Origin of the sequence: Actinoplanes sp. NPDC051470 (genome assembly GCF_040682035.1) — a bacterium.
GTDB lineage: Bacteria > Actinomycetota > Actinomycetes > Mycobacteriales > Micromonosporaceae > Actinoplanes.
The window spans coordinates 230,300-249,922 of record NZ_JBFBAA010000009.1; the positions used below are offsets into that span (position 1 = coordinate 230,300).

Annotated in this window: 20 protein-coding genes; 8 read left to right on the top strand and 12 right to left on the bottom strand. The window is 70.7% G+C overall.

The window, feature by feature from the left end:
• Nucleotides 1–9: 9 nt before the first annotated feature.
• The 7 genes from AB0M54_RS18610 to AB0M54_RS18640 all read right to left on the bottom strand — a co-directional run bounded on the left by AB0M54_RS18610 (nucleotide 10) and on the right by AB0M54_RS18640 (nucleotide 5,551).
• Nucleotides 10–1,413: a sugar porter family MFS transporter gene (locus AB0M54_RS18610; RefSeq protein WP_364472637.1), complete on the bottom strand. Its 1,404-nt coding sequence runs from the start codon at nucleotides 1,411–1,413 to the stop codon at nucleotides 10–12.
• A 96-nt stretch (nucleotides 1,414–1,509) separates the two neighbouring features.
• Nucleotides 1,510–2,208, bottom strand: a complete 699-nt coding sequence (locus tag AB0M54_RS18615) for a hypothetical protein (protein WP_364472639.1) — start codon at nucleotides 2,206–2,208, stop codon at nucleotides 1,510–1,512.
• A complete protein-coding gene (locus AB0M54_RS18620) occupies nucleotides 2,205–2,540 on the bottom strand; it encodes a type VII secretion target (RefSeq protein ID WP_364472641.1) in 336 nt (111 codons plus the stop codon). Before AB0M54_RS18620 ends, AB0M54_RS18615 begins: the two co-directional genes overlap by 4 nt.
• A gap of 18 nt (nucleotides 2,541–2,558) precedes the next feature.
• Nucleotides 2,559–3,008, bottom strand: coding sequence for a SitI3 family protein (locus AB0M54_RS18625; RefSeq protein ID WP_364472643.1), 450 nt, complete (start codon nucleotides 3,006–3,008; stop codon nucleotides 2,559–2,561).
• 34 nt (nucleotides 3,009–3,042) lie between these two features.
• Nucleotides 3,043–3,435: a hypothetical protein gene (locus tag AB0M54_RS18630; protein WP_364472711.1), complete on the bottom strand. Its 393-nt coding sequence runs from the start codon at nucleotides 3,433–3,435 to the stop codon at nucleotides 3,043–3,045.
• A gap of 450 nt (nucleotides 3,436–3,885) precedes the next feature.
• Nucleotides 3,886–4,632 (bottom strand): FCD domain-containing protein, encoded by a 747-nt coding sequence (locus AB0M54_RS18635; RefSeq protein WP_364324754.1) that lies wholly within the window; start codon nucleotides 4,630–4,632, stop codon nucleotides 3,886–3,888.
• 22 nt (nucleotides 4,633–4,654) lie between these two features.
• Nucleotides 4,655–5,551, bottom strand: a complete 897-nt coding sequence (locus AB0M54_RS18640; protein ID WP_364324757.1) for an alpha/beta fold hydrolase — start codon at nucleotides 5,549–5,551, stop codon at nucleotides 4,655–4,657.
• 118 nt (nucleotides 5,552–5,669) lie between these two features.
• Between AB0M54_RS18640 and AB0M54_RS18645 the strand changes: the two genes are divergently transcribed.
• Together AB0M54_RS18645 and AB0M54_RS18650 are read left to right on the top strand one after the other, a co-directional pair.
• On the top strand, nucleotides 5,670–6,008 hold the full coding sequence (locus AB0M54_RS18645) for a 2Fe-2S iron-sulfur cluster-binding protein (protein WP_364324760.1): 339 nt from the start codon (nucleotides 5,670–5,672) through the stop codon (nucleotides 6,006–6,008).
• Nucleotides 6,009–6,010: 2 nt separating this feature from the next.
• Complete coding sequence (locus AB0M54_RS18650; protein WP_364472645.1) at nucleotides 6,011–6,925, top strand: catechol 2,3-dioxygenase; 915 nt, start codon at nucleotides 6,011–6,013, stop codon at nucleotides 6,923–6,925.
• 4 nt (nucleotides 6,926–6,929) lie between these two features.
• Here AB0M54_RS18650 and dmpG read toward each other — a convergent pair whose 3' ends face one another.
• From dmpG to AB0M54_RS18670, 4 genes are read right to left on the bottom strand one after another with little or no spacing between them, the layout of a single operon-like run.
• Complete coding sequence (dmpG, locus tag AB0M54_RS18655; protein WP_364324765.1) at nucleotides 6,930–7,940, bottom strand: 4-hydroxy-2-oxovalerate aldolase; 1,011 nt, start codon at nucleotides 7,938–7,940, stop codon at nucleotides 6,930–6,932.
• The gene (locus AB0M54_RS18660; protein WP_364472647.1) at nucleotides 7,937–8,899 is read right to left on the bottom strand and encodes an acetaldehyde dehydrogenase (acetylating); all 963 of its coding nucleotides are present in this window, start codon (nucleotides 8,897–8,899) and stop codon (nucleotides 7,937–7,939) included. Before AB0M54_RS18660 ends, dmpG begins: the two co-directional genes overlap by 4 nt.
• The gene (locus AB0M54_RS18665) at nucleotides 8,899–9,672 is read right to left on the bottom strand and encodes a fumarylacetoacetate hydrolase family protein (protein ID WP_364472649.1); all 774 of its coding nucleotides are present in this window, start codon (nucleotides 9,670–9,672) and stop codon (nucleotides 8,899–8,901) included. The genes AB0M54_RS18660 and AB0M54_RS18665 overlap by 1 nt, the downstream gene beginning before the upstream one ends.
• Nucleotides 9,673–9,721: 49 nt before the next feature.
• Nucleotides 9,722–10,468, bottom strand: coding sequence for an IclR family transcriptional regulator (locus AB0M54_RS18670; protein ID WP_364324774.1), 747 nt, complete (start codon nucleotides 10,466–10,468; stop codon nucleotides 9,722–9,724).
• 864 nt (nucleotides 10,469–11,332) lie between these two features.
• Here AB0M54_RS18670 and AB0M54_RS18675 point away from each other — a divergent pair.
• Nucleotides 11,333–12,001, top strand: a complete 669-nt coding sequence (locus AB0M54_RS18675) for an LmbU family transcriptional regulator (RefSeq protein WP_364472651.1) — start codon at nucleotides 11,333–11,335, stop codon at nucleotides 11,999–12,001.
• Between the two features lie 145 nt (nucleotides 12,002–12,146).
• On the opposite strand, the gene AB0M54_RS18680 is transcribed toward AB0M54_RS18675, so the two are convergent.
• Nucleotides 12,147–12,371 carry an MbtH family protein gene (locus AB0M54_RS18680; protein ID WP_364324783.1) on the bottom strand — a complete coding sequence of 75 codons (225 nt, stop codon included), beginning with the start codon at nucleotides 12,369–12,371 and terminating at the stop codon, nucleotides 12,147–12,149.
• Between the two features lie 165 nt (nucleotides 12,372–12,536).
• Between AB0M54_RS18680 and AB0M54_RS18685 the strand changes: the two genes are divergently transcribed.
• The 5 genes from AB0M54_RS18685 (at nucleotide 12,537) to AB0M54_RS18705 (ending at nucleotide 19,593) form a co-directional block, all read left to right on the top strand.
• Nucleotides 12,537–14,024, top strand: a complete 1,488-nt coding sequence (locus AB0M54_RS18685) for a condensation domain-containing protein (protein ID WP_364472653.1) — start codon at nucleotides 12,537–12,539, stop codon at nucleotides 14,022–14,024.
• Between the two features lie 132 nt (nucleotides 14,025–14,156).
• The gene (locus AB0M54_RS18690; RefSeq protein ID WP_364472655.1) at nucleotides 14,157–15,386 is read left to right on the top strand and encodes an MFS transporter; all 1,230 of its coding nucleotides are present in this window, start codon (nucleotides 14,157–14,159) and stop codon (nucleotides 15,384–15,386) included.
• Between the two features lie 273 nt (nucleotides 15,387–15,659).
• Nucleotides 15,660–17,546, top strand: a complete 1,887-nt coding sequence (locus tag AB0M54_RS18695; protein WP_364324792.1) for a non-ribosomal peptide synthetase — start codon at nucleotides 15,660–15,662, stop codon at nucleotides 17,544–17,546.
• The gene (locus AB0M54_RS18700; protein WP_364324795.1) at nucleotides 17,543–18,295 is read left to right on the top strand and encodes a hypothetical protein; all 753 of its coding nucleotides are present in this window, start codon (nucleotides 17,543–17,545) and stop codon (nucleotides 18,293–18,295) included. The genes AB0M54_RS18695 and AB0M54_RS18700 overlap by 4 nt, the downstream gene beginning before the upstream one ends.
• Nucleotides 18,292–19,593, top strand: a complete 1,302-nt coding sequence (locus AB0M54_RS18705) for a cytochrome P450 (RefSeq protein ID WP_364472657.1) — start codon at nucleotides 18,292–18,294, stop codon at nucleotides 19,591–19,593. Before AB0M54_RS18700 ends, AB0M54_RS18705 begins: the two co-directional genes overlap by 4 nt.
• Nucleotides 19,594–19,623: the final 30 nt, after the last annotated feature.

Here is a 19,623-nt window from a genome sequence, read left to right on the forward strand (position 1 = left end):
GCGCCACGCTCAGCGGCGGGCGAGGTCGGCCGGGGTGAAGGTGCCGTCGGCCAGGTGGCGTTCGATCCCTTCGAGGCTGCGGCCGCTCAGCTCGGGCATCTTCCGGTAGAGGAATCCGAACGCGATCAGGTTGAACACCGCGTACATCCAGAAGGTCTGGCCCGTGCCGATGGCCTTCATGGTGCTGAGCAGGGTCAGGGTGATCAACACGTTCGTGCCCCACAAGGACGCCGACTGCACGGCGGCGCCCGCCGCCCGGGTGGCCAGCGGATAGATCTCCGATCCGGTCAGCCACCCCATGAGCTGGATGCCACCGGCGGTGAAGGCCATGAAGGCGATCAGGGTGGCGATGATCCACGGGATCATCGACTTGCCGTCGTTGCCGGTGACGAAGAACGAGCCGAGCACGATGAGCGCGACCGCGGCGCACGGCAGGGTCAGCAGCGTCAGCCGGCGACGGCCGACCCGGTCGATGATGGTCAGGCCGACGAGCTGCGCGATCAGGTAGGTCAACCCGAGCGCGACGGAGACCCGGAGGGCCGTCGACTCGCTGAAGCCGTTGTCGGTGAGGATGGTCGGCGTGTAGTAGACGATCATCTCGATGCCGGACAACTGGGTGAAGATCGCCAGCCCGCAGCCGACCACCAGCGCCGGGCGTACCCATGCCGCCCTGAGACCGGCCCAGCCGCGAGTCTTCGCCTGCTTCTCGGCCTTGACGTTGTCCTCGATCTCGCCGAACTCCTCGTCGAGATCGCTCTCCGGGTGGCGAACCCGGGCCAGTGCCTCCCGCGCACGGTCGGCGTGACCCTCGCGCAGCAGCCAGCGAGGGCTCTCCGGCAGCCGGAACATCAACCCGAACATGATCGCGGCCGGCGCGGCGGCCATGCCGATCGCGACCCGCCAGTCGATCACCTCGGCCGCCCCGACGATGGTGGCGATGACGATGCCGACGCCGATCGCGATCTGGAAGAACAGCACCAGACGCCCGCGGTAGGCGGTCGGGGCCAGCTCGGCGACGTACACCGGGGCGGTCTGGGTGGCGCCGCCGACGGCGAAGCCCAGGACGAGCCGGCTGATCGACAGCGTGACCGGGTCCGGCGAGAGCGAGGCGGCGAGCGAGCCGATCACGAACACGATGCCGACGAGCAGCAGCGTTCCGCGCCGGCCCCGGCGTTCGGCCAGCCGGCTGCAGGTGAGGGCGCCGATGACGGCGCCCACCAGGATCGACGCCGCGATCACCTGTTCCCAGCCGTGGCCGATGTCGAAGTCCTTGCCGATCTGGAGCAGGGCGCCGGAGATGATGCCGGTGTCGTACCCGTAGAGCAGCCCCGAGACGGCGGAGACCAGAGCGACCACGATCACCGAACCGGTGAGCCGGTCCGTACGCCGAGTTTCTTCCTTGATCCGGCTCATCCGGCCAGTCTCAGCGGGCCCGCCGCACCCCGCAACTCGGGCCGCTCAGCGCGCCCGCCCGAGGGTCTTGTCCGGCCGGAGACCCAAATGGTGAGGTCAGCCGAGGAGGGACTTCAGATTGGTGAGGCTGCTGATCAGGGCCGAGGTGTAGGAGAGGATGCGGCCGGCCCACTTGACCACGGCCGCGGTGATCTGGGCCGCGATGTAGGGAATGGTCACCACGAAGATCGCCTCGGCGGCCCAGACGATGACCCGGGCGACGAGGTCCGCGATCAGGTCGCGGACGATCTCCCGGGTGAACTGGACCAGATTGCCGGCCGCCCGGGTGGCCGCCGCCATGCCGGCGGCGATCGCACCGAGACCACCGATCGCGTCCACGTTGTGGCCCATCATCGCCGTGTAGGCCCCGGCCGCCGAACCCTGCCAGTCGGGCAGGTCGGCATTGAGCGCGGTGCCCAGCTCGGCCGACATGTCGGTGAGCTCGGCGGCCATGTTGTCCCACGTCGCGGCGTGCGCGGCGACCGCGTCGGGGTTGCCGGCCAGTTCGTCCAGCATCTGCCGCAACGGTTCGAAGTACTCCATCGCCCAGCCGAGCCCGTTGGCCAGCAGCGCGCTGAGGGGGTCGAGCGCGCTCGCCGCCACCTCGACCGCGAACGCGCCACCCGCGATCAGGTCGTCGACCCACCCGTCGCTCTCGATCGCCTGGACCAGGCCCTGGAGGCTGTCCGCCAGCCCTGAGCCGGTCCACGGCTCACGCGTCGAGACGAGCCCGGCGACCAGCGAGTTGTCGGTCACCGCCCGAGCCCGTCGCCTGCCTTGCGGATCTGGTCGGCGGACGCGGCGTCAACGTCTTCATAGGCCCGGGCCACCGAGGACAGCGAGTCGGCGGCCAGCAGCAGGCTTTCCTCGACGTACGCCACCAGGCCGTCCTGTCGCTGGTGCCGCCCCTCCAGGACGGCGGGCAGCCAGGAGCACAACATCCCGTATGCCCCCGAGTCCTGCGCGATATGCCCGCTGGCGGCCCTGACCGCGCCGAACCGCGCCCGCACCGCCTCCAGATTGCTCACGTGCCGGCGCAACTGCGCCGGGTCGACCAGAAAACCCTCTGCCCCGATGCCGGAAGTCATGCCTCAACCCCGCTCATGTCAGCCCGGGATCAGCGGCGCGGCGAAGGCATAGGTGGTCCACCACTTGTCGCGGCGATGTTTACGGACCACGCCACCCAGGCGGGTGAACAGCAGCCAGTTGCCGTCGAGCACGAACGAGGCGTCCTCCGGCCCGGTGTCCAGCAGGCGGCGCACGATCGTCAGCATGCCGGCCACCGACTGCTCCGGGTCGGCCCCGTTCTCCATCCGGAAGGTCACGGACACGTAGGCGGCCGGCTCCCACTGCCACAGACCGTCGTCCGACTCGGCGTCCATATAGCCGTTCTTCCTGGACAGGAACGTGATCGCGAAGCCGTAGCGGTCGTACAGGCCGACCGACAGCATCGGTCCGGGACCTGTCGGCCGCTCCTGCGGATCGGGCAGCGCCCGTTCGGCCACCGCCTGGACCGGGGTCGTTCCGGCCAGCGTCAGCCGGTACTCAGTCGCCATGCGTCACTCTCTCACTCTGTTCCGTCTGCTGGGGCTAAGGATGAATCTGGACGATCTGACCATCAGGCAGGATGGCCTTCACCTCTTTGAGATTCTCGATCGGCCAGTCGTCGAACTGCTTCCGCAGGTCCGGCAGGTCGCCGCCCCAATCCTCCAGATTGACCACCACGCGCTGCGTCTGCTCGTTGACGATTTTCTCTTCCACCTCGCTCCAGACACCGCGGACCGGCTTGGTCTCACCCGGCGAATAGCAGTCGAAGACCCGGCCGTCGACCAGATAGTCCGGATTCTTCGTGGGGTCGCCCGTGTCGCCGCTGGCCGCGCGGGCGGCGGCGACCTCGGCCGGTGAGGGGTTCTGCTGAGTGTGGTGACCGGCGGCGGCGAGCAGTTGCGCCGCCGTGTTCTCCCGGGTGAGGGAGCGCTGCACATCGTCGTCCTGTTTCGGGTCGATCCGTGTCGGCGACCCCTCCGGGAGGCCGCCGGGCTGACCGGTCGGCCGGGTTACCCCGTCGTCGGTCTGGTCGCTGCTCGGCCTGGAGCTGCCGCCCTCGGCGGGCCGGCCGAGCTTCATCTCGGCGTCGACGATGTCCTGCGCCCGTGCGACGTTCTCGGCGCCGCCGCCCGAGCCGCCGCGGTGGCGCCCGGATCCGTTCCCGCCGGGACCATCGCCGTCCCCGCTGTCGCCCGGTCCTCTGGGTTTCGCCGTCATACCCGCCCTGCCCCGTCGACGTTGACCGTCGGAGCATAGCGACCCAGCTCAATGGGCGGGGGCGGACGAAACGGAGCGCGCATCGGCCATCGCCGCCGATGGCCCCTGGCTACGAGCGCCGAGGGCCGCGGGCCGGGTATGGCTGCCCGCTCAGGCACGCTCGGTCGCTCAGTCGGCGGAACCGTCCGGCCCGGCGCTGTCCGGGTCCTTCACCGGCCGGCCCGGCGAGCGGGACGAGTCGGGCAGGCGTACGAGATCGGAACGGTGGTCGACGAGGGCCTCGGCGAGGGCCGGCTGGTTTCGTTCGCGGATGGCGCGGGCGATGCGAACGTGGACGAGGATGTTCTCGTCGATGACCTTGGCCGCGCCCGAGCCCGAGAACTCCGCCCGGACGAGCGTCCCGCGGACCAGCGTGACGATCGACTCGTACATGCCGGCCAGGACCGGTACGCGCGCGGCGCGGGCCACCGCGGTGTGGAAGCGCAGGTTGACGTCCAGGTAGCGGCGCGCATCCTCGCGCGCCTCGCGCAGCTCCTCGAGGGCCCACTCCATGTCCCGGCAGTCCTCAGGGGTGGCGCGCTCCGCCGCCACGCCGGCCAGGCTGTCCTCGAGCATCGAGCGCGCCTCGAACAGATCCACCGCGTCCACGAGGAGTCCCCGGAACCAGACGTCGATGGCGCCGAGCCGCAGCTGCGGTGGGGGATGGTCGACGAAGACCCCGCCCTGTACGCCCGGCCGCACCTGGATGACCCCGCGCTCGCGCAGGATTCGAAGGGCCTCGTTGATGGCGTTGGCGCTTACCCCGAAGCGCTCGATCAGCTCGGTCCGCAGCGCGAACCGGGCGCCCGCGGCCAGCCGGCGCTGGAGGATCTCCTCCTCCAGGTCGGCGGCGATGCGTTCGGCGACCGACGGCATCAGCCGCGCCCTGACACCCGGTTCATCGCGACATCATCGCATGGGATTGAGGCCGGTCCGCGGTCGCGGCGAGCCCGGCGTCCCCCGGATCCGTGCCGTCGGCCAGGAAGGCGTCGACCAGCCCGGCGAACCGGTCGGCCTGCTCGATCTGGACCCAGTGCCCGCACCGGGGGAAGACGTGCAGTTCGGCGTGCGGGATGAGGTCGAACAGCCGCATCGAGTTGGCCAGCGGGATCACCTTGTCGTCGCGCCCGTGGATCAGCAGCGTCGGATGCGGCAGGGCGGCGATGCGCTCTGGGTTGACGGCGAGAGCGTCGACCATCGCCTGCCGCGGCGCCGGGAACATCGACCGGTACGCCTCGTGCACGCCGGGACGGGTGGCGGCGGCGAGGCGGAGCTCGGCGAGGTCGTCGGTCAGCCGGCTTGTGTCGAAGGTGAACCAGCGCAGAAGCCGGCGCATGGCGTCCAGTGACGGCTCGAAGCCCCACACCGCCTCCAGACCCGGGGTGATCGGGAACGGCACCCCCACGCTCCCCATCAGCACCAGACGGTCCACCCGTTCCGGCGCCTCGATGGCCAGCCGCAGCGCGAGCGCTCCGCCGAAGCTGTTGCCCACGACCGAGACGCGGGGCAGGTCCAGCGCGTCCAGAAAGCCGAGCAGGTGGTCGAGCCAGCTGTCCGGCCCGTAGACCGCCTCGCGCGGGCGCTCGGTGTAGCCGAAGCCGAGGATGTCCGGGGCGATGACCCGGCGCTGCCGCGCGAGCGGCGGCAGGACCGTACGCCAGTTGGCCCACGCCGAGACGCCCGGCCCGGAACCGTGGATCAGCAGGACCGGGGCGCCGTCGCCGCGGTCGTGGTAGTTGGTGCGCACACCGCCGGCATCGACCGTGCGGCCTTCTTCCGGAACCCCTGCGTTCATCGCCCTATAGTTCCACAACTTTTAGAAACATTACAGGTGCGGCGATGTAGATAACGAGTCCAAGCTGTGGTTACACTCACGAAACCTAAGGAAGTTTCGAAGATCCGGCGGTGTAGCCATGCCTCTCATCACGGTCAGCCCGGACGGACCGGCGGTCGACGTCGCGCCCGGCGAGACCATCGTCGAAGGACTGCGCCGCGTCGGGTGGCGCGCCCGCTACCGCTGCCGGGGTGGCGGATGTGGGATCTGCAAGTGCCCCCTCGTGGCGGGCGCCGTCACGTACCTCGGTCCGGTCGCGGAGTCGGCGCTCAGCGCGGCCGAGCGTTCGGCCGGTCTCTGCCTTCCCTGCCGGGCCGTCCCGCTCGGCGACGTCGTCATCGAGCAACGCGAACGACCGTTGCGATCCATGCTGGCCAGTGCGCCCCGCATGGCCGCCCCCACTGTCGAGGAGAGATAGCCATGTCCGTCGTTCGTCTGGGTTACGTCCACGTACGCGTCACCGACCTCGCCCGCGCCCGCGACCACTACCAGAACACCCTCGGCATGGACGCGGTCCACGAGGAGGACGGCCGCGTGTACCTCAAGTCGTGGGACGAGGACGACCACCACTCGGTCGTGCTCGAGGAGGGCGGCGTCGGCCTGGTCAAGTTCGGTTACAAGGTGACCGGTGAGGATTCGCTGGCCGCCCTGGAGAACCGGATCGCCGGTTTCGGCGCCTCGTTCGAGCGGATGAGCAAGGGCGACAACGCCGGCGTCGGTGACGGGCTTCGGGTCACGCTGCCGAGCGAGCACGTCCTCGAGCTGTACTCGGAGGTCGAGTACCTCGGCACCAAGGTCGGGAAGATCAACCCGGATCCGTGGCCCCGCACCGGCCTGCGCGGCATCGGAGTGCCCCGGATCAACCACGCCCTGATCACCACCGAGGACCCGGCGCTGCTGGAACGGTTCTTCGCCGAGGTGCTCGGCTTCCGCCCGGCCGAGCGGCTGGTGTCCGGCGACGAGCCGGCGGACCTGGTCGGCTCGTGGATGTTCTGCGGCGAGAATCCGCACGACATCGCGTTCGTCAACGGGCCCAACGGAAAGCTGCACCACTTCGCGTACCAGATCGACGACTGGAGCGCGCTGCTGCGGGCCGGGGACGTGATGTCGATGGACGAGGTGCCGATCGACTTCGGCCCGGCCCGGCACGGGATCACCCGGGGCGGCACCATCTACTTCTTCGACCCGTCCGGCAACCGCAACGAGGTCTTCTCCGGCGGCTACCGCACCGGGCCCGACTTCCGCCCGATCACCTGGACGATGGACCAGGCCGCGCGTGGGATCAACTACACCCACCGCGAGATCGATCAGGACTTCCTCCGGGTGGTGACCTGAACCGTTATCGGGCCGCGGCGACCAGGTCCAGCGCGATGTCGACCAGCAGGTCCTCCTGGCCGCCGACCAGCCGCCGTCGCCCGGCCTCCAGCAGGATCGCGCGCACATCGACCCCGTACCGGTCGGCGGCGGTCTCGGCGTGCCGCAGGAAGGAGCCGTAGACACCGGCGTAGCCCAGCGTCAGCGTCTCCCGATCCACCCGGACCGGCCGGTCCTGCAGCGGCCGGACGAGATCCTCGGCGGCGTCCTGCAGCGCCGGCAGGTCGCCGCCGTGCTCCCAGCCCCGCAGGTCGGCGACCGCGACGAACGCCTCGATCGGGCAGTTCCCGGCGCCCGCGCCCTGCCCGGCCAGCGACGCGTCGACCCGGGTCACGCCCTCCTCGACCGCGACCACCGAGTTGGCCACCGACAGCGACAGGTTCTCGTGGGCGTGGATGCCGATCTCGGTCGCCGGATCGAGCACGTCACGATAGGCGCGCACCCTTTCGCGTACGCCGTCCATCAGAAGCCGGCCCCCGGAATCCGTGACGTAGACGCAGTGCGCGCCGTACGACTCCATCAGCTTCGCCTGCGCGGCCAGCGCGACCGGCTCGGCCAGATGGCTCATCATCAGAAAACCGGAGACGTCCATGCCCAGCTCACGGGCGGTGGCGACGTGCTGGGCGGCGATGTCGGCCTCGGTGCAGTGGGTGGCCACCCGCACCGAGCGCACGCCGAGCGCGTACGCCCGCTTCAGGTCGGCGATCGTGCCGACCCCCGGCAGCAGCAGCGTGGTCAGCCGGGCGTGCGTGATGCTGGCCGCGGCGACCTCGATCCACTCTTCGTCGGTGTGCGAGCCGGGACCGTAGGTCAGGCTGCCGCCGGCCAGCCCGTCGCCGTGCGCCACCTCGATGCCGTCGGCCCCGGCGGCGTCGAGCGCGCGGACGATCGCGCCGACGGCGTCGGTGCTCATCCGGTGCCGGACGGCGTGCATCCCGTCCCGCAGCGTGACGTCCTGGAGGAACAGCCGGGTCATGAGCGCGTCTCCTTCAGCAGGTCGCCACGTGCGGCGGCCATCCGCTCGGCGACGGCGATCGCGGCCGAGGTCATGATGTCGAGATTTCCGGCGTACGCGGGCAGGTAGTGCGCCGCGCCCTCGACCTCGAGGAACACCGACACCTGATGGGTCACCGTGGCGGCGCCGGCGAGCGTGTGCACCGGCTGGTCCGCGGGCACCGGCGTGATCTGCACGGGTTGCTTGAGCCGATACCCGGGCACGTACCGGGCGACCGCGGCGACCATCTCCTCGACCGAGGACCGGATCGCCTCCCGGGTCGCGGCGTCCGGCGCGTCGACCAGGCACAGCACGGTGTCGCGCATGATCAGCGGCGGCTCGGCGGGATTGAGGACGATCAGCGCTTTGCCGCGGGCCGCGCCGCCGACCCGCTCGACGGCCCGCGAGGTGGTCTCGGTGAACTCGTCGATGTTGGCCCGGGTGCCGGGGCCGGCCGACTTCGAGGCGATCGAGGCGACGATTTCCGCGTACGGCAGCGGAGCGAACCGGGAGACGGCGGCGACGACCGGGATCGTGGCCTGTCCGCCGCAGGTCACCATGTTGACGTTGCGGACGTCCCCGGCGGCCAGATGCTCGTCGAGGTTCACCGCGGGCACGACGTACGGCCCGATCGCCGCCGGCGTCAGATCGATCAGAATTTTGCCGTACGGCCGCAGCACGGCCTCGTTGGACAGGTGGGCCCGGGCCGAGGTGGCATCGAAGACGATCTCCACGTCGGCGAATCCGTCGAGCGTGACGAGCCCGCGGGCCCCGTCGGCGGTCGTGGCCACGCCCAGCCGCCGGGCCCGGGCCAGACCGTCCGAGCCGGGGTCGATGCCGGCCATCGCGGTCATCTCCAACGTTTCCGACAGCCGCAGCAGTTTGATCATGAGGTCGGTGCCGATGTTGCCCGACCCGAGAACGGCGACCTTCGTACGCATCAGACCTCCCCGAAGCGGGCGGAGACCGTGCCGAGACCGGTGAAGCGGGCGCGGACGTGCATGCCCGGCCGCACCGGCACCATCGGGCCGAGCGCGCCGGCCAGCACCACCTGTCCCGCGCGCAACGGATCGCCGAGCTCCCGGGCGGCGCCGGCCAGCCAGGCCAGCGCCGTCAGCGGGTCGCCGAGGCAGGCCGCGCCGGAACCGGTGGATACCACCTCGCCGTCGACGCTCATCTCCATCCGCACGTCGACCGGCTCGACCGCCCCGAGCCCGACCCGCGCCGGACCGAGCACGAACAGGCCGCTGGAGGCGTTGTCGGCGATCGTGTCGGCGATGCTGATGTCCCAGCCGGCGATCCGGCTGTCGACGATCTCCAGCGCCGGTGCCATCGCGCCCACCGCGGCCCGGACGCGATCCGCGGTGACCTCGTCGGCCAGGTCCGTCCGCAGCACGAACGCGACCTCGGCCTCGATCCGCGGTTGCAGCAGCCCGCCCACCGGGATGGCGTCCTCGCCGCTGACGTCCATGTCGTCGAAGAGGACGCCGAAGTCGGGGCGGTCGACGCCGAGCTGGTGCTGAACGGCCGCCGAGGTGAGCCCGATCTTGTGCCCGACGATCCGGGCGCGACCGGCCAGGCGGGCGGCGGTCAGTTCCGTCTGGACCCCGTAGGCCGCCTTGATGTCGTCGGCGCCGATCAGGTCACGGACGGGTGGGCACGGAGTCCGGGTTCGCGCGGCGTCGAGCAGGCGTTGTGCTGCGGGCGAAGTCATGCCGCCACCCTGCCCGGCCGGTCGGCGCGCTCACCAGCTTTTTGTTCCGCTATCCGGAACTCAAGGTGGCGCGCCGAGCCAGGACGGCCGCGATGCCGGCCGCCGCGGCCTTCACCGGGCCCAGGTGCTGCCGCGGCTGGAAGCGCCCGACCGGCCCGGCGACGCTGACCGCGGCCACCGCCAGATCGTCGGCGTCCAGGATCGGAGCGCCGACGCAGACGATGCCGACCGCGGACTCCTCCGCCTCGAAGGTCACCCCCGTCTCGGCCGCCCGGTCGAGCTGGCGGCGCAGCAGAGCCGGCGAGGTCACGGTCCGCGGTGCCAGCCGGGCCAGCGGCGCCGCCAGCACCTCGGCGCGGACGGCGTCCGGCGCGAAGGCGAGCAGCGCCTTGCCGATCGCGGTGGCGTGCAAGGGGAGGCGCCCGCCGAGCCGCGACGGCGCCCGCGCCTGGCGGTGGCCGCTCACCTTGGCCACGTAGACCACCTCGGCGCCCTCACGCAGACCCAGATGGACCGTCTCGTGGGTACGTTCGTAGAGGTCCTCGAGGAAGGGCGTCGCCACCTCGAGCAGGCCGCGCTCGACCGAGGCGCGCATGCCCAGCGTGAACAGATGCCCGCTGAGGTGGAACCGCCCGTTCACCCGGTCGAGCAGCCGGGCCACGACCAGCTCGGCGGTCAGCCGGTGCAGCGTCGCCTTCGGCAGGCCGGTACGCCGCTGCAACTCCGCGAACCCCAGGCCGCGATCGTCCGCGGTGAAGGCGTCGAGAATGGCCGCCACCTTCGCGATCACCGTCATCTCCGCAGCGTATGCCCGACTGGGCCGCTCTGGAGCACTTCGGTGGCCCGGACGACGACATCGCCCGGCTCATCTCCGACCTACACCTCTCCGAATTCCATCAAGAATCGGTCGCGGCCGACGCGGCCGTTGTGGTGGCGCCCCTGTTCAAGAGAAGGAATGGCCATCGCGCTACCGGTCGAAAGATCCGCAGGATAATCGGACGGCGTTCCTTATGCGGCATGGGACGGAATGCGAACGAGCGCAAGGGTGGCCGCCGGGCTGGGTGGACCGAACCGCGGTCGTCGCCCGGGTGGCTGAGCCGGCCGACGACCTGCCGTCGTCCCTGGGCGTGTCGCGCTTGGAGTCGCTGGCCGCTGCCCACCGCGGTCAGGCTCTGGGCCGGGACGCTGTCACAGCGTGACTCTTCTCGTCGCCCTCGGGACGATCCAGGAGGGCAGTAGTTACCCGACGTGACAGAACGATTCCTTGAAGTCACAAGCATCGATGTCCGACGGGCTGGTCGAAGGGTCTGTCAGATCGATGCGCCGCCATCGGCGATGTTGCCTGTTGTTACCGCGTCCGCCACTCGATCAGTCGCACTTCCGCGGCTCTAAACACGTACGGTAATCCGCCATTGCGCCGGTTCGCATCAGATCACGACGGGATGGACATCATCCGTACGGGTGGTAATCTTGGCCCCGTTCGCGATGGTTTACTCAGGCCCGATCTGCCTGAGCCGTAAGTGTGTGCCATCGGTCGGCCCGGACTTTTAATCATTGATGTCCCGCGGTGAATTGAACGCTGCGCTAGATCAGCCGGAAATCGTTGGCATGAGCCTGAGAAATCGTCGCTCGGTACGTTCTGTCACGGAAGGGGCAAGCGTTGACGACAACAGCACGGGGGCTGTCGGCCAAGGCGCCGGCGGGGACGTCGAGACCGGTTCGCGACGGCCGGGCGGTGTGTACCGAGGAGGACGGGAGCCCGGTGCTGGTCACCCGGGTGGGCCTGCGCATTCCGGGCGGCCTCACGTACGAGAGCTGGGAACGCGCGGGGCAGCGCCTCGCGGACGTCGTCGATTCGTCGGCCTGGTGTCTCGGTGACTGGCTGATCCACGGTGAACGCGAGTACGGCGACCGCTACCGCCGGGCCGTCGAGGCGGTCGGCCTGGAATACCAGACGTTGCGCAACTACGCCTGGGTCGCTCGCCGGTTCACGATGGACCGGCGGCGGCCGGCGCTCAGCTTCCAGCACCACGCCGAGGTCGCCGGGCAGCTGGACGACGAACAGGACTACTGGCTGAGCCGTGCCGAAGAGAGCCGGTGGTCCAGGAACAAGCTGCGGTCACACGTCAAAGCGAAGCGCCGCGGCGGCGGCGAAAGCGAAAGGCAGGTCTCGCTACCCAGGATCGAGGCCGAGCAGGCGCGGCTCGACCGATGGCGGGCGGCCGCCGACCGGGCCGCGTGCAGCCTGGAGAGCTGGATCATCGCGAGCCTCGACACCGCCGCCGGCATCGTGCTCGAGGAAGGCCGGGCCGGCGCCGTCGCGGTCTGACCCGACACCCACCTCCGTGGAAGCGAAGCTGGCGTGAACGGGCGGGGGGCGGATCCGGTCACGGCGGCGGCCCTCTCGATGGCCTCCTGGGGTCACCCGCCCCGGGCGGCCAGGCGAGGCAGCCGCCGTGCCGGAACCGGAACCGCTACCGGGTGTCCGCCAACCGGCGGCGCACGCTGAGTGGAGTGATATCCGTCCACACCTGGTCGATGTGTTGCAGGCAATCGTCCTTGCCGCCGGTGAATCCCGATGGGCGCCACCCCGTGGGAATCTCGCGGTCGTCCGGCCAGATGGAGTACTGCTCTTCCTCGTTGAGCACGACCTTGTAGGTGCGTTCCTGATCGTTTTCCGTATTGACTGTCGACGTCACTCGAACACCTCCGAAATGAAGTGTAGGGGCGGTGTCCGGTGAAGTCGACAACAGTATCCTAGGTTGAGTCGGAGTCGCGCCTGCTATAGCGTCGGCGGGGATGCCGTTTCTGATAATGGCGATTTCCGTACGCAATTCGACCGTGTGACCGAAGGGTTGTCGACAGTGGCGCGTCAGGAACCTCAGGAATTGACCCAGGAGGCCCGAGAGCTGCTCAGGAGGCGACTGGAGGGCGCGGTGACCGCGGCGCCGACGGTGGCGGAGGCCGCGCCGCGGCGGCCGCCACTGTCGCTGGCTCAGCGCCGGCTCTGGTTCATCGATCGGCTCACCCAGGGCAGTCTCGCCTACAACGTGGCCGCCTCGTACCGGCTCAGCGGTCCCCTCGACCCGGACGCGCTGGACAGCGCGGTGCGGTTCGTGGCCCGCCGCCATGACGTCCTGCGGACGCACTTCGAGGCCGATGGGGACGCGGAGCCGTACCAGGTGGTCTCGGAAGCGCCGCCGCGCGGCCTGGAGCGGCACGACCTGTCGGCCGGGGACGATCCCTCCGAAGGGGCCCGTGCGCTGGCCCGGGCGGCCGCCGACACCCAGTTCGATCTGGACCGGGGACCGTTGTTCCGGACGTGGCTGGCGAAGCTCGGCCCGGCCGACCACGTCCTGGGGCTGGTGGTGCACCACACCCTGTTCGACCGGGAGTCGCTGGAGGTCTGGGCCGGCGAGGTCTCCGCCGCCTACGCCGCCTACGTCCAGCACCTCGAGCCCGGCCTGGCCCCGCTGCCGGCGCAATATGCCGACTACGCCGTCTGGCAGCACCGGTCCATGGCCGGGCCCCGTCTCGACGCCGAGGCGCGGCACTGGCGGGAGCGTCTGCGGGGGGTGCCGTCGATCCTCGAGCTGCCGGCCGACCACGACCGCCCGGCGACGCCGACCTATCGGGCCGGTGCTGTTCCGGTCGCGGTACCCGGTGCGGTCGCCGCCGACCTCCGGGAGCTGACCGAGGCGGGTCAGGCGTCCCTCTTCATGACCGGCCTGGCGGCGTTCCAAGGGCTGCTCTCCCGGTACACCGCCAGCGCCGATGTCATCGTCGGCTGTCCCTTCAACGGGCGTACCCAGGTCAGGTTCGAGGGGCTGATCGGCTTCTTCGCGAACTCGCTGCCGATCCACGCGGACCTCGGTGACGACCCCTCGTTCGCCGAGCTGCTCCGGCGTACCCGGGAAACGATGTTGGAGGCCCACGAGCATCAGGACGTCCCCTTCGATCGCATCGTCCAGGAGGTGGCGCCGCCCCGGGATCTCGGCCGTAATCCGCTCTTCCAGGTGTGGTTCGACCTGTCCGGCGGCTCGACCGACGCCGCGTCGGGGCTGCTGGGCCTGGGCCAGGTCGAGGCCAGCTTCTTCAACGAGGGCCGGGTCCGGACCCGGTTCGATCTGGAACTGCACCTGAACGAGGAGTCCGGCGGCGGCCTCGGCGGGCGGCTGCTCTATGCGCGGGATCTGCTCGAGGACGAAACCGCGCGGACCTTTGTGGACCATTACCAGGCTTTCCTCGCCGCCGTCGCGGTGAATCCCCACCAGCGGATCTCCGAGGTCCCGATCTTCTCCGCCGACCAGCTCCGGACGATTCTGGTCGACTGGGGGACGGCTGCGCCCTGAGCTCCGTCCCGCCGGCGAGACACGGCTTGCCCAGGTCTGTCCGTGTATGACAGCCTGGCGGGATTGTCGTGACTGCCGCGGGAGAGGTTGAAGCCACTGAGCAGGGGACAGGCCATCCGGGGAAAACTCGAGGTGCTGAGGGAACGCAACTTCCGGGTCTTCCTCCTCGGTTACTCCACGTCGGCTTTCGGAACCTCGATGGCCACGGTCGCCCTGGCGTTCGCGGTTCTCCACGACGGCGGTTCGCTCACCGACCTCAGCCTCGTGCTGGCCGCCCGGATCGTGCCGATGGTCCTCTTCCTCATCGGTGGCGGCGTGCTGGGCGACCGGCTTCCGCGGCGGACGGTGATGTTGTATGCCGACTTCCTGCGCGCCCTCACCCAGGGCGCGGTCGCCGTCCTGTTCATCGTGGGAGCACCGCCGCTCTGGGCGTTGCTGGTCCTGGTCGGCGTCGGCGGGCTCGGCGAAGCGGTCTTCCGCCCGTCCTTCGACGGGCTGGTGCCCTCGCTGGTGTCGCCCGGCCGCCTCCAGGAGGCGAACGCGCTTCTGGGTCTGTGCCAGTCGATGGCGAACGTCGGCGGTCCGGCGCTGGCCGGTGTCCTGGTCGCCCTCACCAGCCCGAGTGTCGTGCTGGTGGTGGACGCACTCAGCTATCTGCCGAGCATCGCGTCGCTCCTGATCCTGCGGCTCGCCGACACCCGGCCGAAGTTCACCTCGTCGGTGCTGCATGACCTGCGCTCGGGCTGGCGGCTGTTCTGGTCCTATCCGTGGCTCTGGACGGTCACCCTCCAGTTCACCTTCTTCAACCTGGTGGTCTGGGCGCCGTACCTGGTGCTGGGGCCGCCCAGCGCGGATCGCAGCTACGGCGGGGCGGGCGCCTGGGGCACCATCGTGGCGCTGTACGGCGCCGGCTCGATCGTCGGCGGCCTGTTCCTGCTCGGCCGGCGTCCGCAGCGTCCTCTGGTCGTCACCACCATCGTCACCTTCGCCTGGGCGGCGCCGTCCGCGGCCCTCGCCCTGCACGCCCCGCTGATCGTGGTGTGCCTGGCCGCGATTCCGGCCGGCGTCGCCAACTCGGTCTTCAACGGGCTCTGGATGACCACCATCCAGCAGCATGTGCCGAGCGAGGCGATCTCCCGGGTGATGTCCTATGTGGCCTTCGGCGCCTATTCGGTCGGTCCGCTCGGGCTGGCGCTGGCCGGCCCCATCGCCGAAGCGACCAGCATCTCGGCCGTCCTCGCGGTCGGTGTGCTCTGGCAGTTGCTGGCCAACTCGCTCGTGCTGACGATGCCGGCGGTGCGCGGGCTGCGGAGCCGTCCGGCGCCGGCGGACGAGCCCGCCGAGGCGGCCCCGCGGCGCTGACCGGCCCGGAGCCATGGCGCCGTAAAGTAATGGATACCGAATAGAGCGTCAAGGTCCCTGATCCCGCGCATTGTCTCGCCGGCGGGACAATGGCGATGACTCGATGGATCCCACTAGACTCGGCTCGTCCGGCATTGATTGCACGGACTTCCCGGCGAGCCTTTTCCGCGCCGATCAGCGCATTTATTTCCGGCCAATTCCTGCCGCCCTCGTATTAACGTCGGCAGCCGCGCGATGACCGGACATCCGGCCATCGGCACAGGAGGTGCATAGGTGAACATTCGAACTCCCGGCGAGGAATCGGTGTGGGAGATGGTGCGGGCGGTGGCCGATTCGCAGCCCGATGCCATCGCGATCACCGATGGTCTCGACCGCGTGACGTTCGCCGGCCTGATCGCCGAGGCGGAGCGGATCGGCTCCGCGCTGCGAGGGCTGGGCGTGACCCCGGGCTCGGTGGTCGCGATCTGTGCCGAGCGCTCCGTGCGGCAGGTGGTGACGGCGCTGGGCGTGTTCGCGGCCGGCGCGGCCATCGCCCCGTTCGACGTGCGCGCCGCCGCGGCCACGACCCGGCGCAGCGTCGAGCGGCTCCGGCCGGCCCTGGCGGTGGCCGACGAGGAAGGACGGGCGGTCCTGCCGGACGCGGTCGCACTGGACGATCTCGGACGGCCCGGCGGGTCCGACGTCGGCGCCGGCCCCTCGAACCAGGCGCCCGGGACGCTGGCCTACGTTCTGCACACCTCGGGTTCGCTCGGACGGCCCAAGCCGGTCCTCATCCCGCACTCGGCGGTCGCCAACCGGTTCGCCTGGGGACAGACGCGTTATCCGCTGGGACCGGATGACGTGGTGGCCTACTACGGTTCGCTGGTCTTCGACTGCACGTTCTGGGTGGTGTTCGCTCCGCTCTGCTTCGGCTCCACGCTGCTGGTGGCGCCGCCCGGCATCGAGGCCGAGCCGGAGAAGCTGGCGGATCTGGTGGTCCGGCACGACGTCACCGTGATGCATTTCGTGCCGTCGCTGCTGCGGGAGTTCCTGGCCGGCGGCGGTGGGCCCGGCTTGGCCGGGCTGCGCAACGTGCTGATCGCGGGGGAGCGGCTCACCGGTGACCTCGTGGGTGAGGTGTTCGCGGCCTCGTCCGGCCAGGTGTTCAACCAGTACGGCCCCACCGAGGCGTGTATCGACATCCTCACCTGGCCGTTGCGGCCCGGTGACACCGACGCTGACGCGGTGCCGATCGGGCGGCCCATCGACGGAGTCTCCGCCCATGTGCTGGACGACCGTGGCGAGCCCGTACCGGACGGCGTACCGGGCGAACTCCATGTCGGTGGGGTGTGCCTCGCCTGGGGTTACGGTGCCTCGGGCGGCGCGACGGCGGCGGCCTTCCGGCCGGATCCGTTCTCCGGTGTGCCGGGCGCCCGGCTGTACCGCACCGGCGATCTGGTCAGCCGTCGCCCGGACGGGGTGATGGAATTTCTGGGGCGGGTCGACCATCAGGTGAAGATCCGCGGCGTACGGATCGAGCCCTCCGACGTCGAGCACGCGCTGGTGCAGCACCCGGGGATCGCCCAGGCGGCCGTGGTGGCCGTACCCGGCGTGGGTGAACGGATGTCCCTCGCCGCTCACGTGGTGCCGCTGTCGGAGCCACCGAAGGCGGCGGATCTGCGTCGCTTTCTCGCCGACCACGTGCTGTCGGCCGCCGTACCCGGCACGTTCGCTTTCCACACCGACCTGCCGAGGCTGGCCAGCGGCAAGATCGACCGCCGGGAGCTGCTGCGCCTCTCGGCGGAGGAGGAGGCGGCGACGCGGCCCACGGCCCAGGAGGCCGAGCCGCACGAGCCGCCGCGCACCGCGTCCGAGCGGAAGATCGCGGAGATCTGGGAGTCGCTGTTCGGCGTCACCGGGCTCGGCCGGTCGGCGGACTTCGTCGCTCTGGGCGGCCAGTCGCTGCTGGCCATGCGCATGATCGCCCGGGTACGCGCGGCGTTCGACGTCCGTATCCCGGCGCGGAGCATCTTCGACGCCACGACGGTCCGAGCCTTCGCGCTGGTCGTGGACGACGCCGTGTGGTCGGCCGGTCAGTCCCGATCCGAGCCCGGGGCGAGCGCTGTCACGCCATCGGCGGGGCCCGTCCCGCTCGGTCCGGACCGAGCGGGAACCCCATGACCGCGGACTGTGCCGCGCTCGTCGTCCCGCGGCGGTTCAACGGACCGGCCGGCTCGGCGCACGGTGGCTATCTGTGCGGCCGGCTGGCGTCGATGAGCGCCGCCCAGCACGGTCCGAACGCGGTGGTGACGTTGCTGGAGCCGCCGCCGCTGGAGACGCCGCTACGGTTCGAGCGGGGCACACCGAGATCCCGGTTGACGGTCGGTGACCGGTTGCTGGCCATGGTGGCCACGGCCGGGCCGCCGGTCGTCGAGCCGCCCGCCTTCGTGACGCCCGAGGCCGCCGAGCGCGCGTCGGCCGGGTTCGCGGGGCGCGGCCGGCACCCCTTCCCGACCTGTTTCGCGTGTGGGCCGCGACGGGACGAGGGCGACGGTCTGCGCCTCGCGCCCGGCCGCCTGGAGAGTGTGCCGGACACGGTGGCCTGCCGATGGATCCCGCATCCCGGACTCGGCCGGGGCGGCGTCGTCCCGGCCGAGATCGTCTGGGCCGCGCTGGATTGCCCGGGCGGCTGGATCACCGATCCGGCCGCGAATCCGATGCTGCTCAACCGGATGTCGGCCGTCGTCGATCGGCTGCCGGCGGTGGGCACGCCGTACGTCATCGTCTCCACCCTGCGCGAGCGCAACGGCCGGGTGCTGAGGAACGCCGGCGCCCTCTACGACACGACCGGCGAGCTGCTCGCCCGGGCCACCGCGAGCTGGGTCGTGCTGGCTGCCTCGACCGACGAACGAGAGGGACGCGAGGAATGAGGCTCAGCGTGCCGTCCGGCCAGGAGTCCGTCGACCTGGCGACGGTGGATCTTTTCGACCCGGGGCTGTACGCCTCGGGTGACCCGCACCCGATCTGGACGGCCATGCGTGAGCGGTCGCCGGTGCATCGGCAGACGATGCCGGACGGCCGGTCGTTCTGGTCGGTGACCACGTACGACGAGGTCAATGAGGTGCTGCGCGACCACACGCGGTTCACGTCGCAGCGGGGAACCCTGCTGTCCATCCTCGGCGGCACGGACCCGGCCGGTGGGAAGATGATGGCGGCGAGCGACCCACCGGTGCACACCGCCATGCGGGAGCCGCTCATGAAGGTGCTCTCGCATCGTTCCCTCAAGGGCCGGATGCCGGAGATCCGCCGGTTGGCCCGGCGGATGCTCGCCCCGCTGGCCGGCGGCGGTGAGCTCGATCTCGCGGCGGCCGGCGCGGGCTTCCCGATGGCCTTCACCGGCGCTCTCATGGGGTTGCCCGAGCCGGACTGGCCCCGGCTGACCCGGCTCACCACGATGGCCATCGCCGCCGACGACCCGTCGTTCCGGGAGGGAAGCAGCCGGGGCACGCTGGTGGCCGCCCATCACGAACTGTTCGACTACTTCGCCCGGCACGTCCGGGCGGTGACCGCGGACGATCGCGACGACCTCGTCGGCTTCCTGCTGCGGATGGAGGTCTCGGGGCGGCCGCTGGAGCTCGACGAGATCGTCTACAACTGCTACAGCCTGCTGCTGGGCGCCAATGTGACCACACCGCACGCGATCGCCGGCACCGTGCTCGCCTTCGCCGAGAACCCCGGCGAGTACCGGCGCCTGACGGCGGATCCGGCGCTGGTGCCGTCCGCGGTGGAGGAGGGGTTGCGGTGGTCCTCGCCGGCCAACCACTTCCTGCGGCACGCCGTGCACGACACGGTTCTGGGCGGAACGCCGATCGCCGAGGGTGAAGCGCTGGTCGCCTGGCTCGGCTCGGCCAACCGTGACGAACGGATCTTCGAGGATCCCTTCCGGTTCGATGTCGGCCGTACGCCGAACCGGCATGTCGCCTTCGGCTTCGGGCCGCACTACTGCGTGGGCGCCCCGCTGGCCCGGATCGCGCTCCGGGTCTTCTTCGAGGAGGTCGTCGCCGGGGTGGCCGAGTTCCGGATCGCCGGGCCGGTCGAGCATCTGGCGTCCAACTTCGTGGCCGGGATCAAGCGTCTCCCGGTCACCGCAGACCTGCGCGAGAGCGGTGCCGGAGACCTGGCCGACGCGCTGTCCACCGGCGGTCCGCTGACCTTCCCGACGTCCTGAGATCGACCCTTCGAGCCCGAGAGCGAGGCG